17 protein-coding genes are annotated in these 14,983 nt (G+C 69.9%); 8 read left to right on the forward strand and 9 right to left on the reverse strand.

Annotation, left to right across the window (positions count from 1 at the left end):
• Positions 1-20: 20 nt before the first annotated feature.
• On the reverse strand, positions 21-1,403 hold the full coding sequence (purB, locus tag ACF3M1_RS07430) for an adenylosuccinate lyase (RefSeq protein WP_394004933.1): 1,383 nt from the start codon (positions 1,401-1,403) through the stop codon (positions 21-23).
• A gap of 200 nt (positions 1,404-1,603) precedes the next feature.
• On the opposite strand from purB, the gene ACF3M1_RS07435 reads away from it, so the two are divergent.
• Positions 1,604-3,019, forward strand: a complete 1,416-nt coding sequence (locus tag ACF3M1_RS07435) for a class II fumarate hydratase (RefSeq protein ID WP_394004934.1) — start codon at positions 1,604-1,606, stop codon at positions 3,017-3,019.
• 286 nt (positions 3,020-3,305) lie between these two features.
• Here the strand turns inward: ACF3M1_RS07435 and ACF3M1_RS07440 are convergent, their stop codons facing one another.
• From ACF3M1_RS07440 to ACF3M1_RS07470, 7 genes are all read right to left on the reverse strand, one after another.
• Positions 3,306-4,055, reverse strand: coding sequence for a hypothetical protein (locus ACF3M1_RS07440; protein WP_394004935.1), 750 nt, complete (start codon positions 4,053-4,055; stop codon positions 3,306-3,308).
• A 25-nt stretch (positions 4,056-4,080) separates the two neighbouring features.
• Positions 4,081-4,938 (reverse strand): DUF4097 family beta strand repeat-containing protein, encoded by an 858-nt coding sequence (locus ACF3M1_RS07445; protein ID WP_394004936.1) that lies wholly within the window; start codon positions 4,936-4,938, stop codon positions 4,081-4,083.
• Positions 4,939-5,010: 72 nt separating this feature from the next.
• Entirely contained in the window at positions 5,011-5,679 is a 669-nt protein-coding gene (locus tag ACF3M1_RS07450) for a hypothetical protein (protein WP_394004937.1), read from the reverse strand.
• A gap of 34 nt (positions 5,680-5,713) precedes the next feature.
• A complete protein-coding gene (locus ACF3M1_RS07455) occupies positions 5,714-6,766 on the reverse strand; it encodes an ABC-2 transporter permease (RefSeq protein WP_394004938.1) in 1,053 nt (350 codons plus the stop codon).
• The gene (locus ACF3M1_RS07460) at positions 6,763-7,638 is read right to left on the reverse strand and encodes an ABC transporter ATP-binding protein (protein WP_394004939.1); all 876 of its coding nucleotides are present in this window, start codon (positions 7,636-7,638) and stop codon (positions 6,763-6,765) included. Before ACF3M1_RS07460 ends, ACF3M1_RS07455 begins: the two co-directional genes overlap by 4 nt.
• Entirely contained in the window at positions 7,635-8,006 is a 372-nt protein-coding gene (locus tag ACF3M1_RS07465; protein WP_394004940.1) for a GntR family transcriptional regulator, read from the reverse strand. Before ACF3M1_RS07465 ends, ACF3M1_RS07460 begins: the two co-directional genes overlap by 4 nt.
• A gap of 4 nt (positions 8,007-8,010) precedes the next feature.
• Positions 8,011-8,289 (reverse strand): hypothetical protein, encoded by a 279-nt coding sequence (locus tag ACF3M1_RS07470; protein WP_394004941.1) that lies wholly within the window; start codon positions 8,287-8,289, stop codon positions 8,011-8,013.
• Positions 8,290-8,413: 124 nt separating this feature from the next.
• Between ACF3M1_RS07470 and ACF3M1_RS07475 the strand changes: the two genes are divergently transcribed.
• The 7 genes from ACF3M1_RS07475 (at position 8,414) to ACF3M1_RS07505 (ending at position 13,507) form a co-directional block, all read left to right on the forward strand.
• Positions 8,414-9,043 (forward strand): glutathione peroxidase, encoded by a 630-nt coding sequence (locus tag ACF3M1_RS07475; RefSeq protein ID WP_394004942.1) that lies wholly within the window; start codon positions 8,414-8,416, stop codon positions 9,041-9,043.
• Positions 9,044-9,145: 102 nt separating this feature from the next.
• Complete coding sequence (locus ACF3M1_RS07480; RefSeq protein ID WP_394004943.1) at positions 9,146-10,060, forward strand: FKBP-type peptidyl-prolyl cis-trans isomerase; 915 nt, start codon at positions 9,146-9,148, stop codon at positions 10,058-10,060.
• A gap of 79 nt (positions 10,061-10,139) precedes the next feature.
• On the forward strand, positions 10,140-10,910 hold the full coding sequence (locus ACF3M1_RS07485; protein WP_394004944.1) for an FKBP-type peptidyl-prolyl cis-trans isomerase: 771 nt from the start codon (positions 10,140-10,142) through the stop codon (positions 10,908-10,910).
• A gap of 47 nt (positions 10,911-10,957) precedes the next feature.
• Positions 10,958-11,188, forward strand: coding sequence for a SlyX family protein (locus ACF3M1_RS07490; RefSeq protein ID WP_394004945.1), 231 nt, complete (start codon positions 10,958-10,960; stop codon positions 11,186-11,188).
• A gap of 14 nt (positions 11,189-11,202) precedes the next feature.
• Complete coding sequence (locus ACF3M1_RS07495; RefSeq protein WP_394004946.1) at positions 11,203-11,892, forward strand: DUF2058 family protein; 690 nt, start codon at positions 11,203-11,205, stop codon at positions 11,890-11,892.
• Positions 11,892-12,644, forward strand: a complete 753-nt coding sequence (locus tag ACF3M1_RS07500) for a transporter (protein WP_394004947.1) — start codon at positions 11,892-11,894, stop codon at positions 12,642-12,644. Before ACF3M1_RS07495 ends, ACF3M1_RS07500 begins: the two co-directional genes overlap by 1 nt.
• Positions 12,645-12,700: 56 nt before the next feature.
• Positions 12,701-13,507 (forward strand): alpha/beta fold hydrolase, encoded by an 807-nt coding sequence (locus ACF3M1_RS07505; protein WP_394004948.1) that lies wholly within the window; start codon positions 12,701-12,703, stop codon positions 13,505-13,507.
• A 45-nt stretch (positions 13,508-13,552) separates the two neighbouring features.
• Here ACF3M1_RS07505 and ACF3M1_RS07510 read toward each other — a convergent pair whose 3' ends face one another.
• Positions 13,553-14,956, reverse strand: a complete 1,404-nt coding sequence (locus ACF3M1_RS07510; RefSeq protein ID WP_394004949.1) for an amidohydrolase family protein — start codon at positions 14,954-14,956, stop codon at positions 13,553-13,555.
• Positions 14,957-14,983 lie beyond the last annotated feature (27 nt).

A 14,983-nucleotide genomic window follows, 5' to 3' on the forward strand; every position in this document is an offset into this window, starting at 1 on the left:
CGACGTCCGCGGGCCCGGGGTCAGATCGCGCGGGCCAGCGCTTCGGCCAGGCCCGTGTAGCGGCCCGGCGTGAGCTCGCGCAGCGCCTGCTTCGCGTCGTCGGGCAGCTCCAGCGATTCGACGAAGGTGCGCATCGACTCGGCCGTGATGCCCTGGCCGCGGGTCAGCGCCTTGAGCTGCTCGTAGGGATTGGGCAGGCCGTGGCGACGCATCACCGTCTGCACGGCTTCGGCCAGCACTTCCCAGGCGGCGTCGAGATCGGCATCGAGTCGCTGCGGGTTCACTTCCAGCTTGCCGATGCCCTTGGCGAGCGAGTCCAGGCCCACCTGGGTGTGGCCGAACGCGGTGCCCAGCGCACGCAACACCGTGGAATCGGTCAGGTCGCGCTGCCAGCGGCTGATCGGCAGCTTGGCGCTGAAGTGCTCGAACAGCGCGTTGGCGATGCCGAAGTTGCCTTCGGCGTTCTCGAAGTCGATCGGATTGACCTTGTGCGGCATCGTCGACGAGCCGACTTCGCCGTCCTTGAGCTTCTGCTTGAAGTAACCCAGCGAGATGTAGCCCCAGACGTCGCGCGACAGGTCGACGAGGATCGTGTTGGCGCGACGCGCAGCGTCACCGATCTCGGCGATCGCGTCGTGCGGTTCGATCTGGGTGGTGTAGGGGTTGAACACCAGGCCCAGGCCTTCGACGAAGCGCTGCGCGAACGCGGGCCAGTCGACGTCGGGATAGCTGGCCACGTGCGCGTTGTAGTTGCCGACCGCGCCGTTGATCTTGCCGGTCAGCTCGACGGCGCCGATCTGCTGGATCTGCCGCTCCAGACGCGCGACGACGTTGGCCAGCTCCTTGCCCAGCGTGGTCGGCGACGCGGTCTGGCCGTGGGTGCGCGACAGCATCGGCTGCGCGGCCTGGGCGTGGGCCAGCGCACGCAGGCGGCCCGCGATGTCCTCGAAGCCCGGCACCACGACCTCGCGCCGCGCCTGATCGAGCATCAGGCCGTAGGACAGGTTGTTGATGTCCTCGCTGGTGCAGGCGAAGTGCACGAACTCCAGTGCCGGCGCCAGGTCCGCGTCGTCCTTCAGCCGCTCCTTGATGAAGTACTCGACCGCCTTGACGTCGTGGTTGGTGGTGCGTTCGATCGCCTTGACGCCGGCGGCATCGGCCGGGCTGAAGTCGTCGGCCAGCGCACGCAGACGTGCGGACGCGGCGTGAGAGAACGGCGCGAGTTCGCCGATGCCGGGCTCGGCGGCGAGCGCGAGCAGCCACTCCACCTCCACCTTCACCCGCGCACGGATCAGGCCGTACTCGGAGAAGATCGGACGCAGGGCGTCGACCTTGGCGGCATAGCGGCCGTCGAGCGGAGAGAGGGCCAGCAGGGCGGCGTCGACGTTCCGGGAATCGGTCATTGGGCTGAGGCGCAGCGGATGAAGCCGTCATTTTAGCCTGCCGGGCGCTCGCGTATCCTGCCGCGACCCGCCATCCCGCCCGCTCGGCCCGCCGATTTCCGGCTGCGGTGCGAATGTTCCGTGTCCCGACGGACGGATGGCGCGATTCCGGCCGCCAGCGCAGCGCCAGCCCGGCCATCCCCCTCCAGGAGCCGCACCCGATGAGCAAGCCCGCCAACGCCGACGCCTTCCGCACCGAACACGACAGCATGGGCGACCTGCAGGTCCCCGCCGATGCGCTGTGGGGCGCGCAGACCCAGCGTGCCGTCCAGAACTTCCCGATCTCCGGCCGGCCGATGCCGCGCGGCTTCATCCGTGCGCTGGGCCTGGTGAAGGCGGCGGCCGCCGAGGTCAACGCCGGGCTGGGCCTGCTGCCCGACAAGACCGGCAAGGCGATCCGAAACGCCGCGATCGACGTCGCCGAGGGCAAGCACGATGCCCACTTCCCGGTCGACATCTACCAGACCGGGTCCGGCACGTCGTCGAACATGAATGCCAACGAGGTCATTGCGACCCTGGCGTCGACCGCCTCGCGCAAGGTGCATCCGAACGACCACGTCAATCTCGGCCAGAGCTCGAACGACGTGGTGCCGACGGCGATCCGCGTGTCCGCGCAGCTCGCGGTCGTCGAGGACCTGCTGCCGGCGCTCAAGCACCTGCGCCGCACGATCGACAAGCGCGGCAAGGCCCTCGGCAAGGTGGTCAAGACCGGCCGCACGCACCTGATGGACGCAATGCCGCTGACCTTCGCCCAGGAATTCGGCGCATGGTCGTCGCAGATCGCCTCGGCCGAAGCGCGGCTGAGCGATACGCTCAAGCGCCTGCGCCGGCTGCCGATCGGCGGCACCGCGATCGGCACCGGGATCAACGCGCATCCGCAGTTCGGCAAGAAGGTGGCGCGTGCGCTGTCGACCCTGACCCGCACGAGCTTCGATTCCGCCGAGGACAAGTTCGAGGGCATCGCCACCCAGGACGACGCCGTCGAACTGTCCGGCCAGCTCAATGCGCTGGCCGTCGCGCTGATCAAGATCGCGAACGACCTGCGCTGGATGAACTCCGGTCCGCTCGGCGGCCTCGGCGAGATCGAACTGCCGGCGCTGCAGCCGGGCAGCTCGATCATGCCGGGCAAGGTCAATCCGGTGATACCGGAGGCCACGGTCATGGTCGCCGCGCAGGTGATGGGGCACCACACCGCGATCACGGTCGCCGGGCAGACCGGCAATTTCCAGCTCAACGTCGCGCTGCCGCTGATCGCGGCCAACCTGCTCGAATCGATCCAGCTGCTGTCCAACGTCACCCGCCTGCTCGCCGACGACGCGATCGCCGGACTCAAGGTCCGCCGCGACAACGTCGACGCCGCGCTCGCGCGCAACCCGATCCTGGTCACCGCGCTGAATCCGATCATCGGCTACGAGAAGGCGGCCGCGATCGCCAAGCGCGCCTACGCCGAACAGCGCCCGGTGATGGAGATCGCGCGCGAGGACAGCGGTCTGTCGGATGCGGAACTCGACACGCTGCTCGATCCTGCCGAACTCACCCGCGGCGGCATCCACGAAGGCGCGAGCGGCGGCGGCTGAGCCACAGTCCGCGTGACGCGATCGCCCGAGCGCGCGCGGTTGCGTTGCGGTCTTCGGCGTGGGTGCGCGTACGGCATCGCGGCTGGCGATCAAGGGGTGGGCATTGACCGGCATGGCGCTTGCGCGCCGGCAAGGCGCCCTCGCGGCTGGCGCGCGTGCAGCGAAGCCTTTGCAGCGAAGCCTTCGATACCGGCGCGCGCGCAGGGCGCCGCCTTCGGCCTGCACCCGCAGTCACCCCATGCGCGCATCGCCTTCCGGGCGCCCCGTGATGCCGGGGTACCCGGCCTCAGGGCGTCGTGGACTCCGCCGCCGCATCCGCCTCCTCGGCGGCATTGCCACGTCCATCGCGCCCCTCGCGCCGCTCGCGGCGGTTGTCGCGGCAGTCGTCGATGTCGGTCGCATCCATCGTGGCGTAGGGCTGGAACTCGGGCAGCGCGGCCGCCAGCGCCTGCTGCGATTCGAGAAGCGCCGGCAGGCGGTCGCACAGTTTCACGGCCTCGGCTTCCATCTTGTCGCCCTCGGCCTCCATGCGTGCCTCGAACTCGGCGGACTTGCCCGACATCAGGCTGGTGATCGCGCCCTTCGCCGCCTCGGCGCCGAGCTGGGCGCCCTGGACGCCGATCGCGATGCCCGCCTCGGCGATCGCGACGATGCTGGCGCGATGCGCCAGCAGCAACTCGCGTTGCGCGGCGTCGATGTCGACGGTCTTGCCGCCGACGAGGAAATCGCCGGCGGGGCTGATCTCCGCTTTCGGCAGCGTGGAGGTGCTGTTGTCGCGTGCGCCGATGCGGAAGCCGTTGATGTCCAGTCCACCGGCGCCGGTGCCGCCGACGCTGATGTTGTTCTCGGCCATCTCCTTGCGCGCGCTTTCCAGCGCGTTGCGCGTGGTGCGGACGATGAAGCCGTCATCGACGGGCTGCGTGCCGGCATCGCCGCTCGCGGGTGCGGGCGTGTCGTCGCGTGAGCAGGCGGTCAGCATGCCCGCGGAGGCGAGCAGCAGGACGAGGGGAAGCGTGCGGGACGGCAGGATCTTCATGGTCGCTCTCCGGGAGTGTCGAAGCTCAGCGCTTGCGCGGAATGGTCACGGTGCCGCGCACGTCGCGTGCGCTGACGTCGCCGCTGCCCTTCGCGGCCACGTCGAGGTTGCCGCTGACGCCATGCACGTCGAGATCACCCGACCCGATCGAACCGACCGAGACGTTGCCGATGATGTCGCGCAGATCGATGTCGCCCGAGCTCAGGCTGCCGATGCGCACGTCACCGGCGGCGCCGTCGAGCGTGAAGTCACCCGAGCCGATGCTTCCGACCTCGACCGGGCCGCGCACATTGGCCGCCTCGACGTCGCCCGAGCCGATCGACAGCACCTTGAGTTCGCCGGCATCGTCGATGGTGATGTCGCCCGAGCCGACCTTGGCGGTGACACGGCCGGCGATGCGGCGAAGCTCGGCATCGCCCGAGCCGACATCGGCGCTGGCGGACGCGACACCGGTCACCCAGGCATCGCCCGATCCGACGACCGCCTGCACCAGGACGTTTGCCGGCACCTGCCCGGTCAGGTCGAGATAGGCGTAGTTGTTCGCGAACCAGCCCATGCTGCCGCTGGTCTCGCGACGCAGGCGCACGGTCAGCGTGTCGCCGGTCTTGGACTGGTCGAGCACCAGCCGCGCGAGCAGGCCTTCGGAGGACGCGCAGGCACGACCACGGAGGGTGGCATCGGGCGAGGCCGCGCCGTCGATCCGCAGCTTGCTGGCGCCGATCTCGAAGCGCACCGTGCGCACGCCTGCCAGATCCAGCGCAAGCGTCTGCGGCGTGGAATGGCGGCATTGGCCGCTCTCCTGGGCCTGGGCGGCCACCGGCAGCGCGAGCGCGGCCGCGAGCATGAAGGGAATCAGCGCAGGTGTAGGCAGGCGGGACGTCATGTCGGAATCTCCTGGAAACAATCGGTAGCGGGTTTGTGGATCAAGGAGTGACCTGTTCGGCGCGGTCGCGCCTCAGCGCCCGGCGAATTCGCGCTGCACCTCGTTGCGGCAGGAATCGGCGTCCTGCGCGTCGAGGCGGGCATAGGGTCGGAATTCGGGCAGATCGGCGGCCAGCTGCTGCTGAGCCTCGCGCAGCGCGGGCATGCGGTCGCAGATCAGCAGCACACCGGGGCCGACGGTGTCGCGCACCGCGCGCTCGATCCGGCGCTCCAGACGGCCGGTCATCGCGCTGACCATCAGCGAGAACACGCCACGGTCGACCGAATCCACGGCCGCCAGCGCCGTGACCTCGCCGATGTCGATGCCGGCCTTCGCGATGTCGATGACCATGGCGCGATAGCCGAGCAACTGGCGTCGCTGTGCGGCATCGATGGCGACTGCCTGGTCTTCGATCAGGAAGTCGCCCAGCGGTGTGATTTCGGCCTTCGGGAGCGGCGTGTCGGTGTGTGTCCTGCGACGCCGATCGCCGTCGAACTGCAGGCTGTTGCCGACATCGAGATTCCCGGTCTCGAGCTCGGTGCGGGCCTTGGCGAGATCGGCGCGGATCTCGCGGCGGGCCTCGTCGAGATCCCGTCGGATCTCGTTGCGGATGCCGTCGTCGTCCCGGGGCGGGGCCGACCATGCGGTCAGCGGCAGGCAGGCGGAGAGGGCGACGACGGCAAGCAGGCGGGTGAATCGCATGGGCGGATCTCCGGGACGGAAACGGCGGCGGGGGTCAGCCTTCTTCGCGCCAGCGCCGCAGGCGGATGGCCAGCAGGATCATCACGGCGCCGGCGACGATGCCGATCCACATCGACGGCGTGGCGAAGTTCGAATAGACCCCGCTCACGCTGAGCAGGTTGGTCAGTTCGCCCCGTTCCATCGCTTCGCTGGCATAGGACAGGTCGGCGCCGGTCAGCGGAACGGTGCCCAGCAACATGCGGGCGATGACGTTGCCCCAGAGCCAGTGACGGTCGAGCCCGATCAGCTGCAGCAGGCCGGTCATCGAGCTGGCCAGGCCGAACGCGACCGGGATCAGCACCGCCCACAGGAACGGCTTGCCACGCGACCACGCCGAGCACAGCAGCAGCCAGCCGACGGTCGGCAGGGCCCAGGCCGCATACACCGGGATCGCCGCCAGGTACTGGCCGGCCAGGATGAACGGCGTGCCGTTGCCCCACAGCAGTGGCAGCGGGTTGGCCCCGTGCGCGGCGGCGGCGATGCTGATCGCGATCAGGAACAGCAGCATCGTGACGATCGCGATCAGGGTGGCGACCAGCGGAATGACCAGGGTCGCGGTGACGAGCTTCGACAGGACGGTGGCGCTGTCGGAAATCGGAAGCGACTTCCAGAACAGCACGCTGCGGTCCTTGCGATCATCGTAGAGCGCGCCGAGGCAGTAGAAGAACGCCACGAAGATCATCACGATGAACGGCCAGCTCGAGGCCATGAACAACGTCATGTAGAGGCCGTCGGCGAGCTGACGCATGTCCTCGCTGCTGAGCTGGCGGACCAGGGTGCCCAGATCGAGCCCGTTGATGGTCACGCCGTTGTGCTCGATCGTGTGGCCTTCGGCGACCGAGCGGTGGGCGAAGAAGATCGCCACCACCAGCAGGCCCACCGACAGCAGCAGCGAGATCGCACCGGCGATGGCCGGGGCCCAGACGATGCCGCCCTTGTGCTCCCAGTACTCGCGCCGGAGCAACAGTCGGAAGGTGTGCGTGGCATGCGCGCGCTTGGCCGTGTGGCTCGGCGCCGGCAGGTCGATGTGGTCGGCGGGCGCGTTCATGCGTAGGTTCCTTTCATCGTGGCCACGAACAGGTCAGCGAGGCCCGGAGTGCGGGTCTCGCCGTAGGTCGTCAGGGTGGAGACGGGCACGTTGTCGAACAGCATCACGGTCTTGCCGAAGGGCAGGGCGCGCTCGTCGATCGGGCCGTGGGCGCGCGCGGCGTCGAGGTGCTCGGCGTTGACCAGCACCTCGACGAAGCGTTCGCCGACATCGTCCATCGGCGCGTCCAGCACGATCTTGCCGTTCTGGATGAACAGCACGTCGGTGAGGATGTGCTCGATCTCCTCGACCTGGTGCGTGGTGACGATGATCGTCTTCTGCTCGTCGAAGTAGTCCTCCAGCAGGCGCTGGTAGAACTGCTTGCGGTAGAGGATGTCGAGGCCCAGCGTCGGCTCGTCGAGCACCAGCAGTTTGGCGTCGATCGCCATCACCAGGGCCAGATGCAGCTGCACGATCATGCCCTTGGACATTTCGCGCACGCGCTGCTTGGGCGCGAGCTTGGTGTTGGCGAGGAAGCGCTCGCAGCGTGCACGGTCGAAGCGGGGATGCACGCCCTCGACGAAATCGATCGCGTCACGCACCCGCATCCAGCGCGGCAACACCGCGACGTCGGCGATGAAGCAGACGTCGTTCATCAGTGCGTCGCGCTCGGTCCGCGGGTCACGCCCGAGCACCGACATCTCGCCGTCGAAGCGGATCAGGCCCAGCAAGGCCTTCAGCGCCGTGGTCTTGCCGGCGCCGTTGGGGCCGATCAGGCCGACGATGCGGCCGGCGGGAATCTGGAAGCTGGTGCCGTCGAGCGCGCGCGCGCCCTTGTAGGTCTTGGTGAGGTTGCGCGCGGCGATGACCGGCGTGTCGATGACGGCGTTCATTCGTTGGCTCCATTGCCGATGGACTGCAGCAGATCCCGGGCCGACAGGCCGAGGCGTTCGATCCGTTCCACGACCAGCGGCCACTCGTCCTGCAGGAAGCGCTCGCGCTCGCTGGTGCGCAGCTTCTTGGCGGCCTCTTCGGTGACGAACATGCCCAGACCGCGGCGCTTCTCGACCAGGGCCTCGTCGGCCAGTTCCTGGTAGGCGCGCGAGACGGTGATCGGGTTGAGCTGGTAGTCGGCGGCGACCTGGCGCACCGACGGCAATGCGTCGCCGGGCTTGAGCACGCCGTCGAGCATCATCGCGATCACGCGTTCCTTCAGCTGGCGGTAGATGGGAGCGCCATCGCTCCATTCGATATTGGCCATGGCGTCAGCTCCTCCCACCGGTGCCCCGCGCGAACGAGAAGTAGGGCATGGCGATGGCACTGCGCGCGCGCTTGCTGCGGCTGCGCGTCGGCGGGGTGGTGGTGGCGCCGTCGACAGTGGCCTTGGCCGGCGTGCGGGTCTCACCTGCCGCCGCGGTCGCGTTGGCGCCCGCGCCGGCAGCCTCTTCGGCCGGAAACGCCGGCCAGGCGACCAGCAGACCGACGACCAGCGTTGCGGTCGAGGCGGCGCATGCGAAGATCGGGGTTTGGAGCCTGCGGTTCATGGGGACCGTCCTGCTCTAGTGGGTAGGTGTTGTAGGCAACTATAACACCACCGCAGAGGGTGTCAACACGTGTGGCGTCTTCGTCCACCCAACTGATGGCAGGGGGCCCTGCCGGAGAATCGCGATGCGCGGACCGTCTGGACTGAAGTGGTGGCTGCTCGCCGGTGGGCTGGCGGTGGTGGTGGCGTCGACCGTGGCCCTGTCGCAATCGCGTTCGCCGACGCGCGCGTCAGGCGAGGCCGCTGTCGATGCCAGCCTGCGTGTCGTCGACCACCGCTACCGGCCGCTCGCGGGCCGGGAGCCGGTCGATCTTGCCGCCGCCTACCGTGGTGACGTCCTGCTCATCGTCAACACCGCCAGCAAATGCGGCTTCACCCCGCAGTTCGAGGCGCTCGAAGCGATGCACGCGCGGTACAGCAGTCGCGGGTTCGCAGTGCTCGGGTTTCCGTCCGGCGATTTCCGCGAGCAGGAATTCGAGGACGAGCAGGCGATACAGGAGTTCTGCACGCTGACCTACGGCGTGAAGTTCCCGATGTTCGAGAAGGTGCACGTCATCGGCGATGCCGCGACACCCCTCTATCGGCAACTGGCCGCAGCCACCGGGCAGGCGCCGCGCTGGAACTTCCACAAGTATCTGGTGGGCCGGGACGGCCGCGTGCTCGCCCAGTGGGGCAGCCGCACGGCCCCGGATGATCCGCAGATCGTTGCGGCGATCGATCGCGCGCTGGCCGCGCCGCGTCCGGGCGCGCGCTGAAGCGTCCCTGAGCCATCGAGGTGGGCGATTGCCCGCTGTCGTCATCGCCGCGACAATAGCCGGCTGCATCAGTCCGGGCGGTCCGGGCAGGAGATCTTGCGGATGTTGACCCTGTTGCGCGCCGGCACGCTGGCGCTGCTGATCGCGGCCGGTGCCCAGGCCGTTGCGGCCGAGCCTGCGGGCGACCGCGAGAAGACCAGTTACGTCGTCGGCCTGGATGTCGCCGGGTCCATCCGGCAGATCGGCCCGGATCTCGACCTCGCCGCGTTCGAACGTGCCGTCGTCGCGACGCTGGCCGGCAATGCGCCGGTGCTGCCTGACGCCGAGCGGCAGCAGGTGGGCTTGGCACTGGGTCAGCGCGCGGCCGCACGCACGGGGCGTCCGGTGCCCGGCATGCCGCCGGGCAGCGAGCCGCCGGCGGTCGACGGTGCGCGGGCCGGCACCCTGGTCGGCGCCGACATCGGGCGATCGCTGCTGCCGCTGAAGGACGAGCTCGAGATCGCGCCGCTGATGCGCGCGGTGCGCGAGGTCGTCGCCGGCACGCCGCCGACGATGGCCGCCGACGAGATCGAGACCGTGCGCCAGGCCATGGTGGCGCGCGCGCAGACGCGGGCCGCCGGCGCCGCGAACGCCAACCGCGAGGCCGGCACCCGCTTCCTCGCCGACAACCGCGCGAAGGCCGGCGTGTTCGCCACCGCCTCGGGTATCCAGTACCGCGTCGAACAGGCGGGCCAGGGGCCACGCCCGCGCGCCAGCGACCGGGTCCGCGTGCACTACCGCGGCACATTGCTCGACGGCACCGAGTTCGACAGCTCCTATGCGCGCAACGAGCCCGCGGTGTTCGGGCTCGACCAGGTCATCGCCGGCTGGACCGAAGGCCTGCAACTGATGCCGATCGGCGCGAAGTACCGCTTCTGGATTCCCGGCGACCTGGCCTACGGCCAGCGCGGCAGTCCGCCGAACATTCCGCCGAACTCGACCCTGGTCTTCGATGTCGAACTGCTCGACATCCTCTGACCTTTGCCTCGCGCCGCCGTCGCGGCGCGTCGCCGATTCCCCATTCCACAGAACGACCCTTACCGGAGCTGCCCTCACGATGAAGACCACGACGCGTTTCGCCATTGCCGGCCTGGCCGCCGCCCTGCCGCTGGCGATGATCGCCTGCAAGCCGATCGACAAGGAGACCGGCAAGCCGGTCGAGACCGCCGCCGCCGACGCGCCGGCCACCGCCGGTGCCGGCATCGCCGGCCTCAGCGGCGAGCGCGAGCAGATCAGCTACATCATCGGCAACCAGATGGGCGAGCAGCTCAAGCAGATCAAGGACGAGATCGACGTCAAGACACTGCAGCGCGCGATCGCCGAGACCCTCGACGACAAGGCCATCGAGATCAGCGACGAGCAGGCGATGGCGGTGATGCAGTCGTTCGGTGAGCGCATGCAGGCCAAGCAGATGGCCGAGATGCAGGAGAAGTCGAAGACCAACCTCGCCGAGGCCGAGACCTTCTTCGCCCAGAACGCCACGAAGGACGGCGTGCAGACCACGGCCTCGGGCCTGCAGTACCGCGTCGTCACCGAAGGCACCGGCGCCAAGCCCGGCCCGAACGATACCGTGCGCGTGCACTACAAGGGCACGCTGCTCAACGGCGAGACCTTCGACAGTTCCTACGACCGCGGCGAGCCGGCCCAGTTCGCACTGAACCAGGTCGTCCCGGGCTGGCAGGAAGGCCTGCAGCTGATGCCGGTCGGCAGCAAGTACGAGCTGTGGATCCCGGCAGCGCTCGGCTACGGCGAGATGGGCTCGGGCCCGATCGGCCCGAACCAGGCGCTGGTGTTCGAGGTCGAGCTGCAGGACATCGTCCGGAACTGACGTCCTCGGCGTCGCGCCCGATGACGGCGCGGCGCCAGGCCACACACATGGACCAGACCAACACCCACGCCACGCTGGAGCACCGGGTCACCGAACTGGAGACGCGCCTCGCGTTCCAGGAGGAGACCATCGCCCAGCTCAACGACGCGCTGAGCCAGGCCCGACTCGAACTCGGCGCACAGACCGGTCTGCTGCGCCGGGTGATGGACGACCTGCGCCAGGCGCGCACCGTGCAGTTCCCCGATCCGTCGGACGAACCGCCGCCGCCGCATTACTGAGTGACCGCCCCACGATGACCGATTCCCTCCGCGACCAGCTGCTGGGCCTGGGCTTCAAGGCCCCGGCCAGGCCGGCGCCGTCCCGCGACGAACGCCGTCCGCGCCCCGACGATCGGAGTGCCGACCGGCGTGGCCCGCGTCCGGCCGGGAAGGCCGGCGACGGGCGCCCGCGTCCCGCAGGTGGCAAGCCGGGCGGAAACGCGCGTGCCGACGACCGGCCCGGTGCACCGCGTCCCTCGGGGTCGCAGGGACAGGGTCGCAAGCCGCGTCCGCCGCGCGAGGACATCGATCTGGCCAAGGCCTTCGCCATCCGTGCCCAGCGCGAGAAGGACGAGCGCATCGAGGCCGAGCGGCTGAAGCAGGAAGACGCGCGGCTGCGGCGCGAGGCCCGCGCGAAGCTCGAGACCTTCATGCAGGGCAAGGCGCTCAACCGGCCCGAGGCCGACATCGCCCGGCATTTCGAATACGGCGGCAAGATCAAGCGCATCCATGTGGACGCCGAGCAGCTTGCCGGGCTCAACGCCGGGGAACTGGGCGTGGTCCAGCTCAACGGACGCTATCTGCTGGTCACCGCGGCGGTGCTCGACGAAGCCGAGGCGATCTTTCCGCAGGGCGTGGCGCTGCGCGTCGATCCGGCGGCGCCGGTGGGCGAGGATCCCTACAGCGATCCCCGATACCAGGTGCCGGACGACCTGGTGTGGTGATGCGCGCCGCCCTCCGTCTGACGGCGTGTGTCTGCGCCGCGTCGGCGGGAGTGGCGTTCGCTGCCGAGCCCGTCGAATTCGACCGCCCGGGCACCGGTTTCTCGGCCTCGGTGCTGGCGCCGGGTGCGGTGGCCTGGGAGCAGGGGCTGCCGGATGTCGAGCGCGACGCCGACGCCGGTGTGCGCACCACGACGCGGACCTTCGGCAGCGTGCTGCGCGTGGGTCTCGGCGCCTCGCTCGAACTGCAGCTGGCCGGCGCGCCGCATGTGCGCCTGTCGGAGACCTCCGCCGATGATCGCCTGCGTCAGCACGGCGCGGGCGACGGCCGCGTGGGGCTCAAGTGGGCGCTGCCCGCCACGGGTGATCTCGACTGGGCGCTGCTGGCGCAGTACGGGCTCAGGACCGGTTCGGCCGGTCTGCGTCCGCAGCGGCATGCACGCAGCCTGGGCGCGACGGTCGCCGGCGACACCGCCGCGGGCCGCGGCTTTTCGGTGTTCTCCGGGTACACGCGCGACGACGACGGCAGCGGCTGGCAACTCGCACCCAGTCTCGACGTCCATTCGGGCGCCACGTTCGGCAGCTATGTCGAGGCGGTGGTCGGATCGGGCATCGAGCGGGGCGTGCGCGCCGGCGGCGGCCTGACCTGGCAGCCGCGCGGCGCGGTGCAGCTCGATGTCTCGGTGCTGCGCGGCATCGATCGTGATGCGCCCGACTGGACCGGAGGCCTCGGCGTGTCGGTGGGCCTGCGCTGATGACCGCGCCGGTGTCGACCGGCGCATGTCCTGCGCCATCGGCGCGGGACGCCCTGGTGTTCTCCCACGCGAACGGATTTCCGGCCGCGACGTATGCGCAGATGCTCGCGCCGCTGCGCGCGCATTTCGATATCAGCCACGTGGACGCCTTCGGGCACGAGCCGCGGTATCCGGTGTCACGCGGCTGGCCGGGCCTGTCCCGGCAACTGCTCGACCATATCGAGGCCCGCACCGACGCCCGTCCCGTGTGGCTGCTCGGGCACTCGCTCGGGGGGTATCTCAGCGTGCTCGCCGCCGCGCAGCTGGGGTCGCGCGTGCGCGGCGTGGTGCTGCTCGATTCGCCGCTGATCGGCGGCGTCACCGCGCATCTGGTCAAGCTCGGACGCCGGACCGGTCTGGACCGGCATCTCATGCCGCTGCGCCAGACCCTCCAGCGCCGCACACACTGGCCCGATGTGGACGCGGTGCGCGCGCACTTCGCCGCCAAACCCGCGTTCGCGCGCTGGGATCCGCGGGTGCTGTCCGACTATGCGTCGGCGGCGACGCTGCCCGATGCGCTCGGTCGGCGCCTGCTGTTCGATCGCGAGATCGAGCACCGGATCTACGCGACCCTGCCCACCCGCAGCGTGCAACTGGCCGCACGACATGTGAGCGCGCCGATGGGCTTCATCGCCGGCCGGCATTCGCGCGAGGTCAGTCAGATCGGCCTGCGTGCGACGCGCGCCCGGGTCGGCGCGCGCGTGGCCTGGATCGATGGCAGCCACCTTTATCCGATGGAGCGGCCCGACGAGACCGCGCGCTCGATCCTGACCATGATCGAGGGCATGCGCACCGAGGCCGTACAGCGCCGCACGGCGCCTTAGCCGCAAAGCTCCAGCGGGCCGCGTATGCGGCCCGGTGGGGCATCGTCAGTCGACGGCGTACTCGGCGACCGGCCCGGCCACCTGGCGACCGGCCTGCCACACCGCTTCGATGCTGCGGGTGTTGCGGATGTCGGCCAGGGGATCGGCCGACAGCACGACGAAATCCGCGCGGCGGCCGGGCTGCAGCAGGCCGCGGTCGTCGAGCTTCAGCAGGCGGGCCGAATCGCGCGTGGCGACGGTCAGCGCCTGCTGCGGCGTGTAGCCGGCCTGCAGCATCAGTTCCAGTTCGCGGTGCTCGGCGAATCCCGCCACGCGGTGCGGCAATGCGCCGGCGTCGGTGCCGAAGCCGATCGCGACGCCGGCTTCGCGCAGGGTGCCGAGGTTGCGCAGGTTCATCGCCACCGCGTCGCGTGCGCGCTGCGTCGCAGGATCGGCCAGCTTGGTGGCACGCCAGTCGGCGTCCGACCATTGGCTGACGACGGCCGCCGGCAAGGCGTTGCGCAGGAAGGGCGTGTCCAGCCATTCGGGATGCTCGGCGTAGATGTAGTTCGCCTCGTCGATCTGCAGCGTGGCGATGTAGCCGGTGCCCGCGTCGCGCATCGCCGCGGCCAGGGCCGCATCGACCGGCTGATCGCGCACGCCGTGCGCGATGATGTCGACGCCACTGGCGACCAGGTCCCCAGCCGGCGCGAGATCGTGGATGTGCGCGGCGACCAGGCGTTCGTGGCGATGCGCTTCCTCGATCGCCGCCCGGTAGACCTCGGGCGTCATCGCCGGTGCCTGGCCGCCCATGTCGTCGACCCAGAGCTTGATCACATCGACCCCGGCCTCCGCCTGCATACGCACGGCCTCACGCGCGGAGTCGGCGTCGGTCGGTCGGGCCACCGGATCCCGCGTCAGCCCCATGTTCGCCGCGGGCGGCGCGCCATCGGGCGTGCCCACACCGGCACCGGCACCGAAGAGCTGTGCGCCGAGTTCGGGATCCCCGGCGACTTCGCTGCGGATGTCCGTGAATGCCGCGCCGTTCATGCCGAGCGAGACCAGCGTGGTGACGCCGTAGGCCTGGAATTGACGCAGATCGCGGACGACGATGTCGCGCGTATAGAAGCGATCCCCGTGCTCGGTGCCCTCGGTGTTGCCGACGTGGGCATGGGCGTTGACGAGGCCCGGAATGATGTGGCGTCCGCTGTAGTCGATGCGCTCGGCATCGCCGGGCAGCGCATCGGAGCCGGCGTCCTCGATGCGTTCGATGCGGCCGTCACGGATCACCAGTGCCACCGTGCCGAGATCGCGTTCGCCGTCGAAGACGCGGGCGTTGTCGATGACGACGAGAGGGCTGCTCCCGTGCGCGGTGGAGGTGTCGGGCGCGACGGCGCCGGTCTCGCTCCCGCCACAGGCGGTGAGGCCGATGGCGGCGAGCGCGGCGAGGGGGCCGAATCGTCGAAGCATGCGGAGTCCTTGGTAGGCGATCAGGAC

It is taken from the genome of Luteimonas sp. WGS1318 (assembly GCF_043187535.1).
Lineage (GTDB): Bacteria > Pseudomonadota > Gammaproteobacteria > Xanthomonadales > Xanthomonadaceae > Luteimonas.

Coding starts and splice junctions, on each gene's coding strand:
- purB (WP_394004933.1), bottom strand. CDS start 1,403: ATGACCGATTCCCGGAACGTCGACGCCGCCCTGCTGGCCCTCTCTCCG.
- ACF3M1_RS07435 (WP_394004934.1), top strand. CDS start 1,604: ATGAGCAAGCCCGCCAACGCCGACGCCTTCCGCACCGAACACGACAGC.
- ACF3M1_RS07440 (WP_394004935.1), bottom strand. CDS start 4,055: ATGAAGATCCTGCCGTCCCGCACGCTTCCCCTCGTCCTGCTGCTCGCC.
- ACF3M1_RS07445 (WP_394004936.1), bottom strand. CDS start 4,938: ATGACGTCCCGCCTGCCTACACCTGCGCTGATTCCCTTCATGCTCGCG.
- ACF3M1_RS07450 (WP_394004937.1), bottom strand. CDS start 5,679: ATGCGATTCACCCGCCTGCTTGCCGTCGTCGCCCTCTCCGCCTGCCTG.
- ACF3M1_RS07455 (WP_394004938.1), bottom strand. CDS start 6,766: ATGAACGCGCCCGCCGACCACATCGACCTGCCGGCGCCGAGCCACACG.
- ACF3M1_RS07460 (WP_394004939.1), bottom strand. CDS start 7,638: ATGAACGCCGTCATCGACACGCCGGTCATCGCCGCGCGCAACCTCACC.
- ACF3M1_RS07465 (WP_394004940.1), bottom strand. CDS start 8,006: ATGGCCAATATCGAATGGAGCGATGGCGCTCCCATCTACCGCCAGCTG.
- ACF3M1_RS07470 (WP_394004941.1), bottom strand. CDS start 8,289: ATGAACCGCAGGCTCCAAACCCCGATCTTCGCATGCGCCGCCTCGACC.
- ACF3M1_RS07475 (WP_394004942.1), top strand. CDS start 8,414: ATGCGCGGACCGTCTGGACTGAAGTGGTGGCTGCTCGCCGGTGGGCTG.
- ACF3M1_RS07480 (WP_394004943.1), top strand. CDS start 9,146: ATGTTGACCCTGTTGCGCGCCGGCACGCTGGCGCTGCTGATCGCGGCC.
- ACF3M1_RS07485 (WP_394004944.1), top strand. CDS start 10,140: ATGAAGACCACGACGCGTTTCGCCATTGCCGGCCTGGCCGCCGCCCTG.
- ACF3M1_RS07490 (WP_394004945.1), top strand. CDS start 10,958: ATGGACCAGACCAACACCCACGCCACGCTGGAGCACCGGGTCACCGAA.
- ACF3M1_RS07495 (WP_394004946.1), top strand. CDS start 11,203: ATGACCGATTCCCTCCGCGACCAGCTGCTGGGCCTGGGCTTCAAGGCC.
- ACF3M1_RS07500 (WP_394004947.1), top strand. CDS start 11,892: ATGCGCGCCGCCCTCCGTCTGACGGCGTGTGTCTGCGCCGCGTCGGCG.
- ACF3M1_RS07510 (WP_394004949.1), bottom strand. CDS start 14,956: ATGCTTCGACGATTCGGCCCCCTCGCCGCGCTCGCCGCCATCGGCCTC.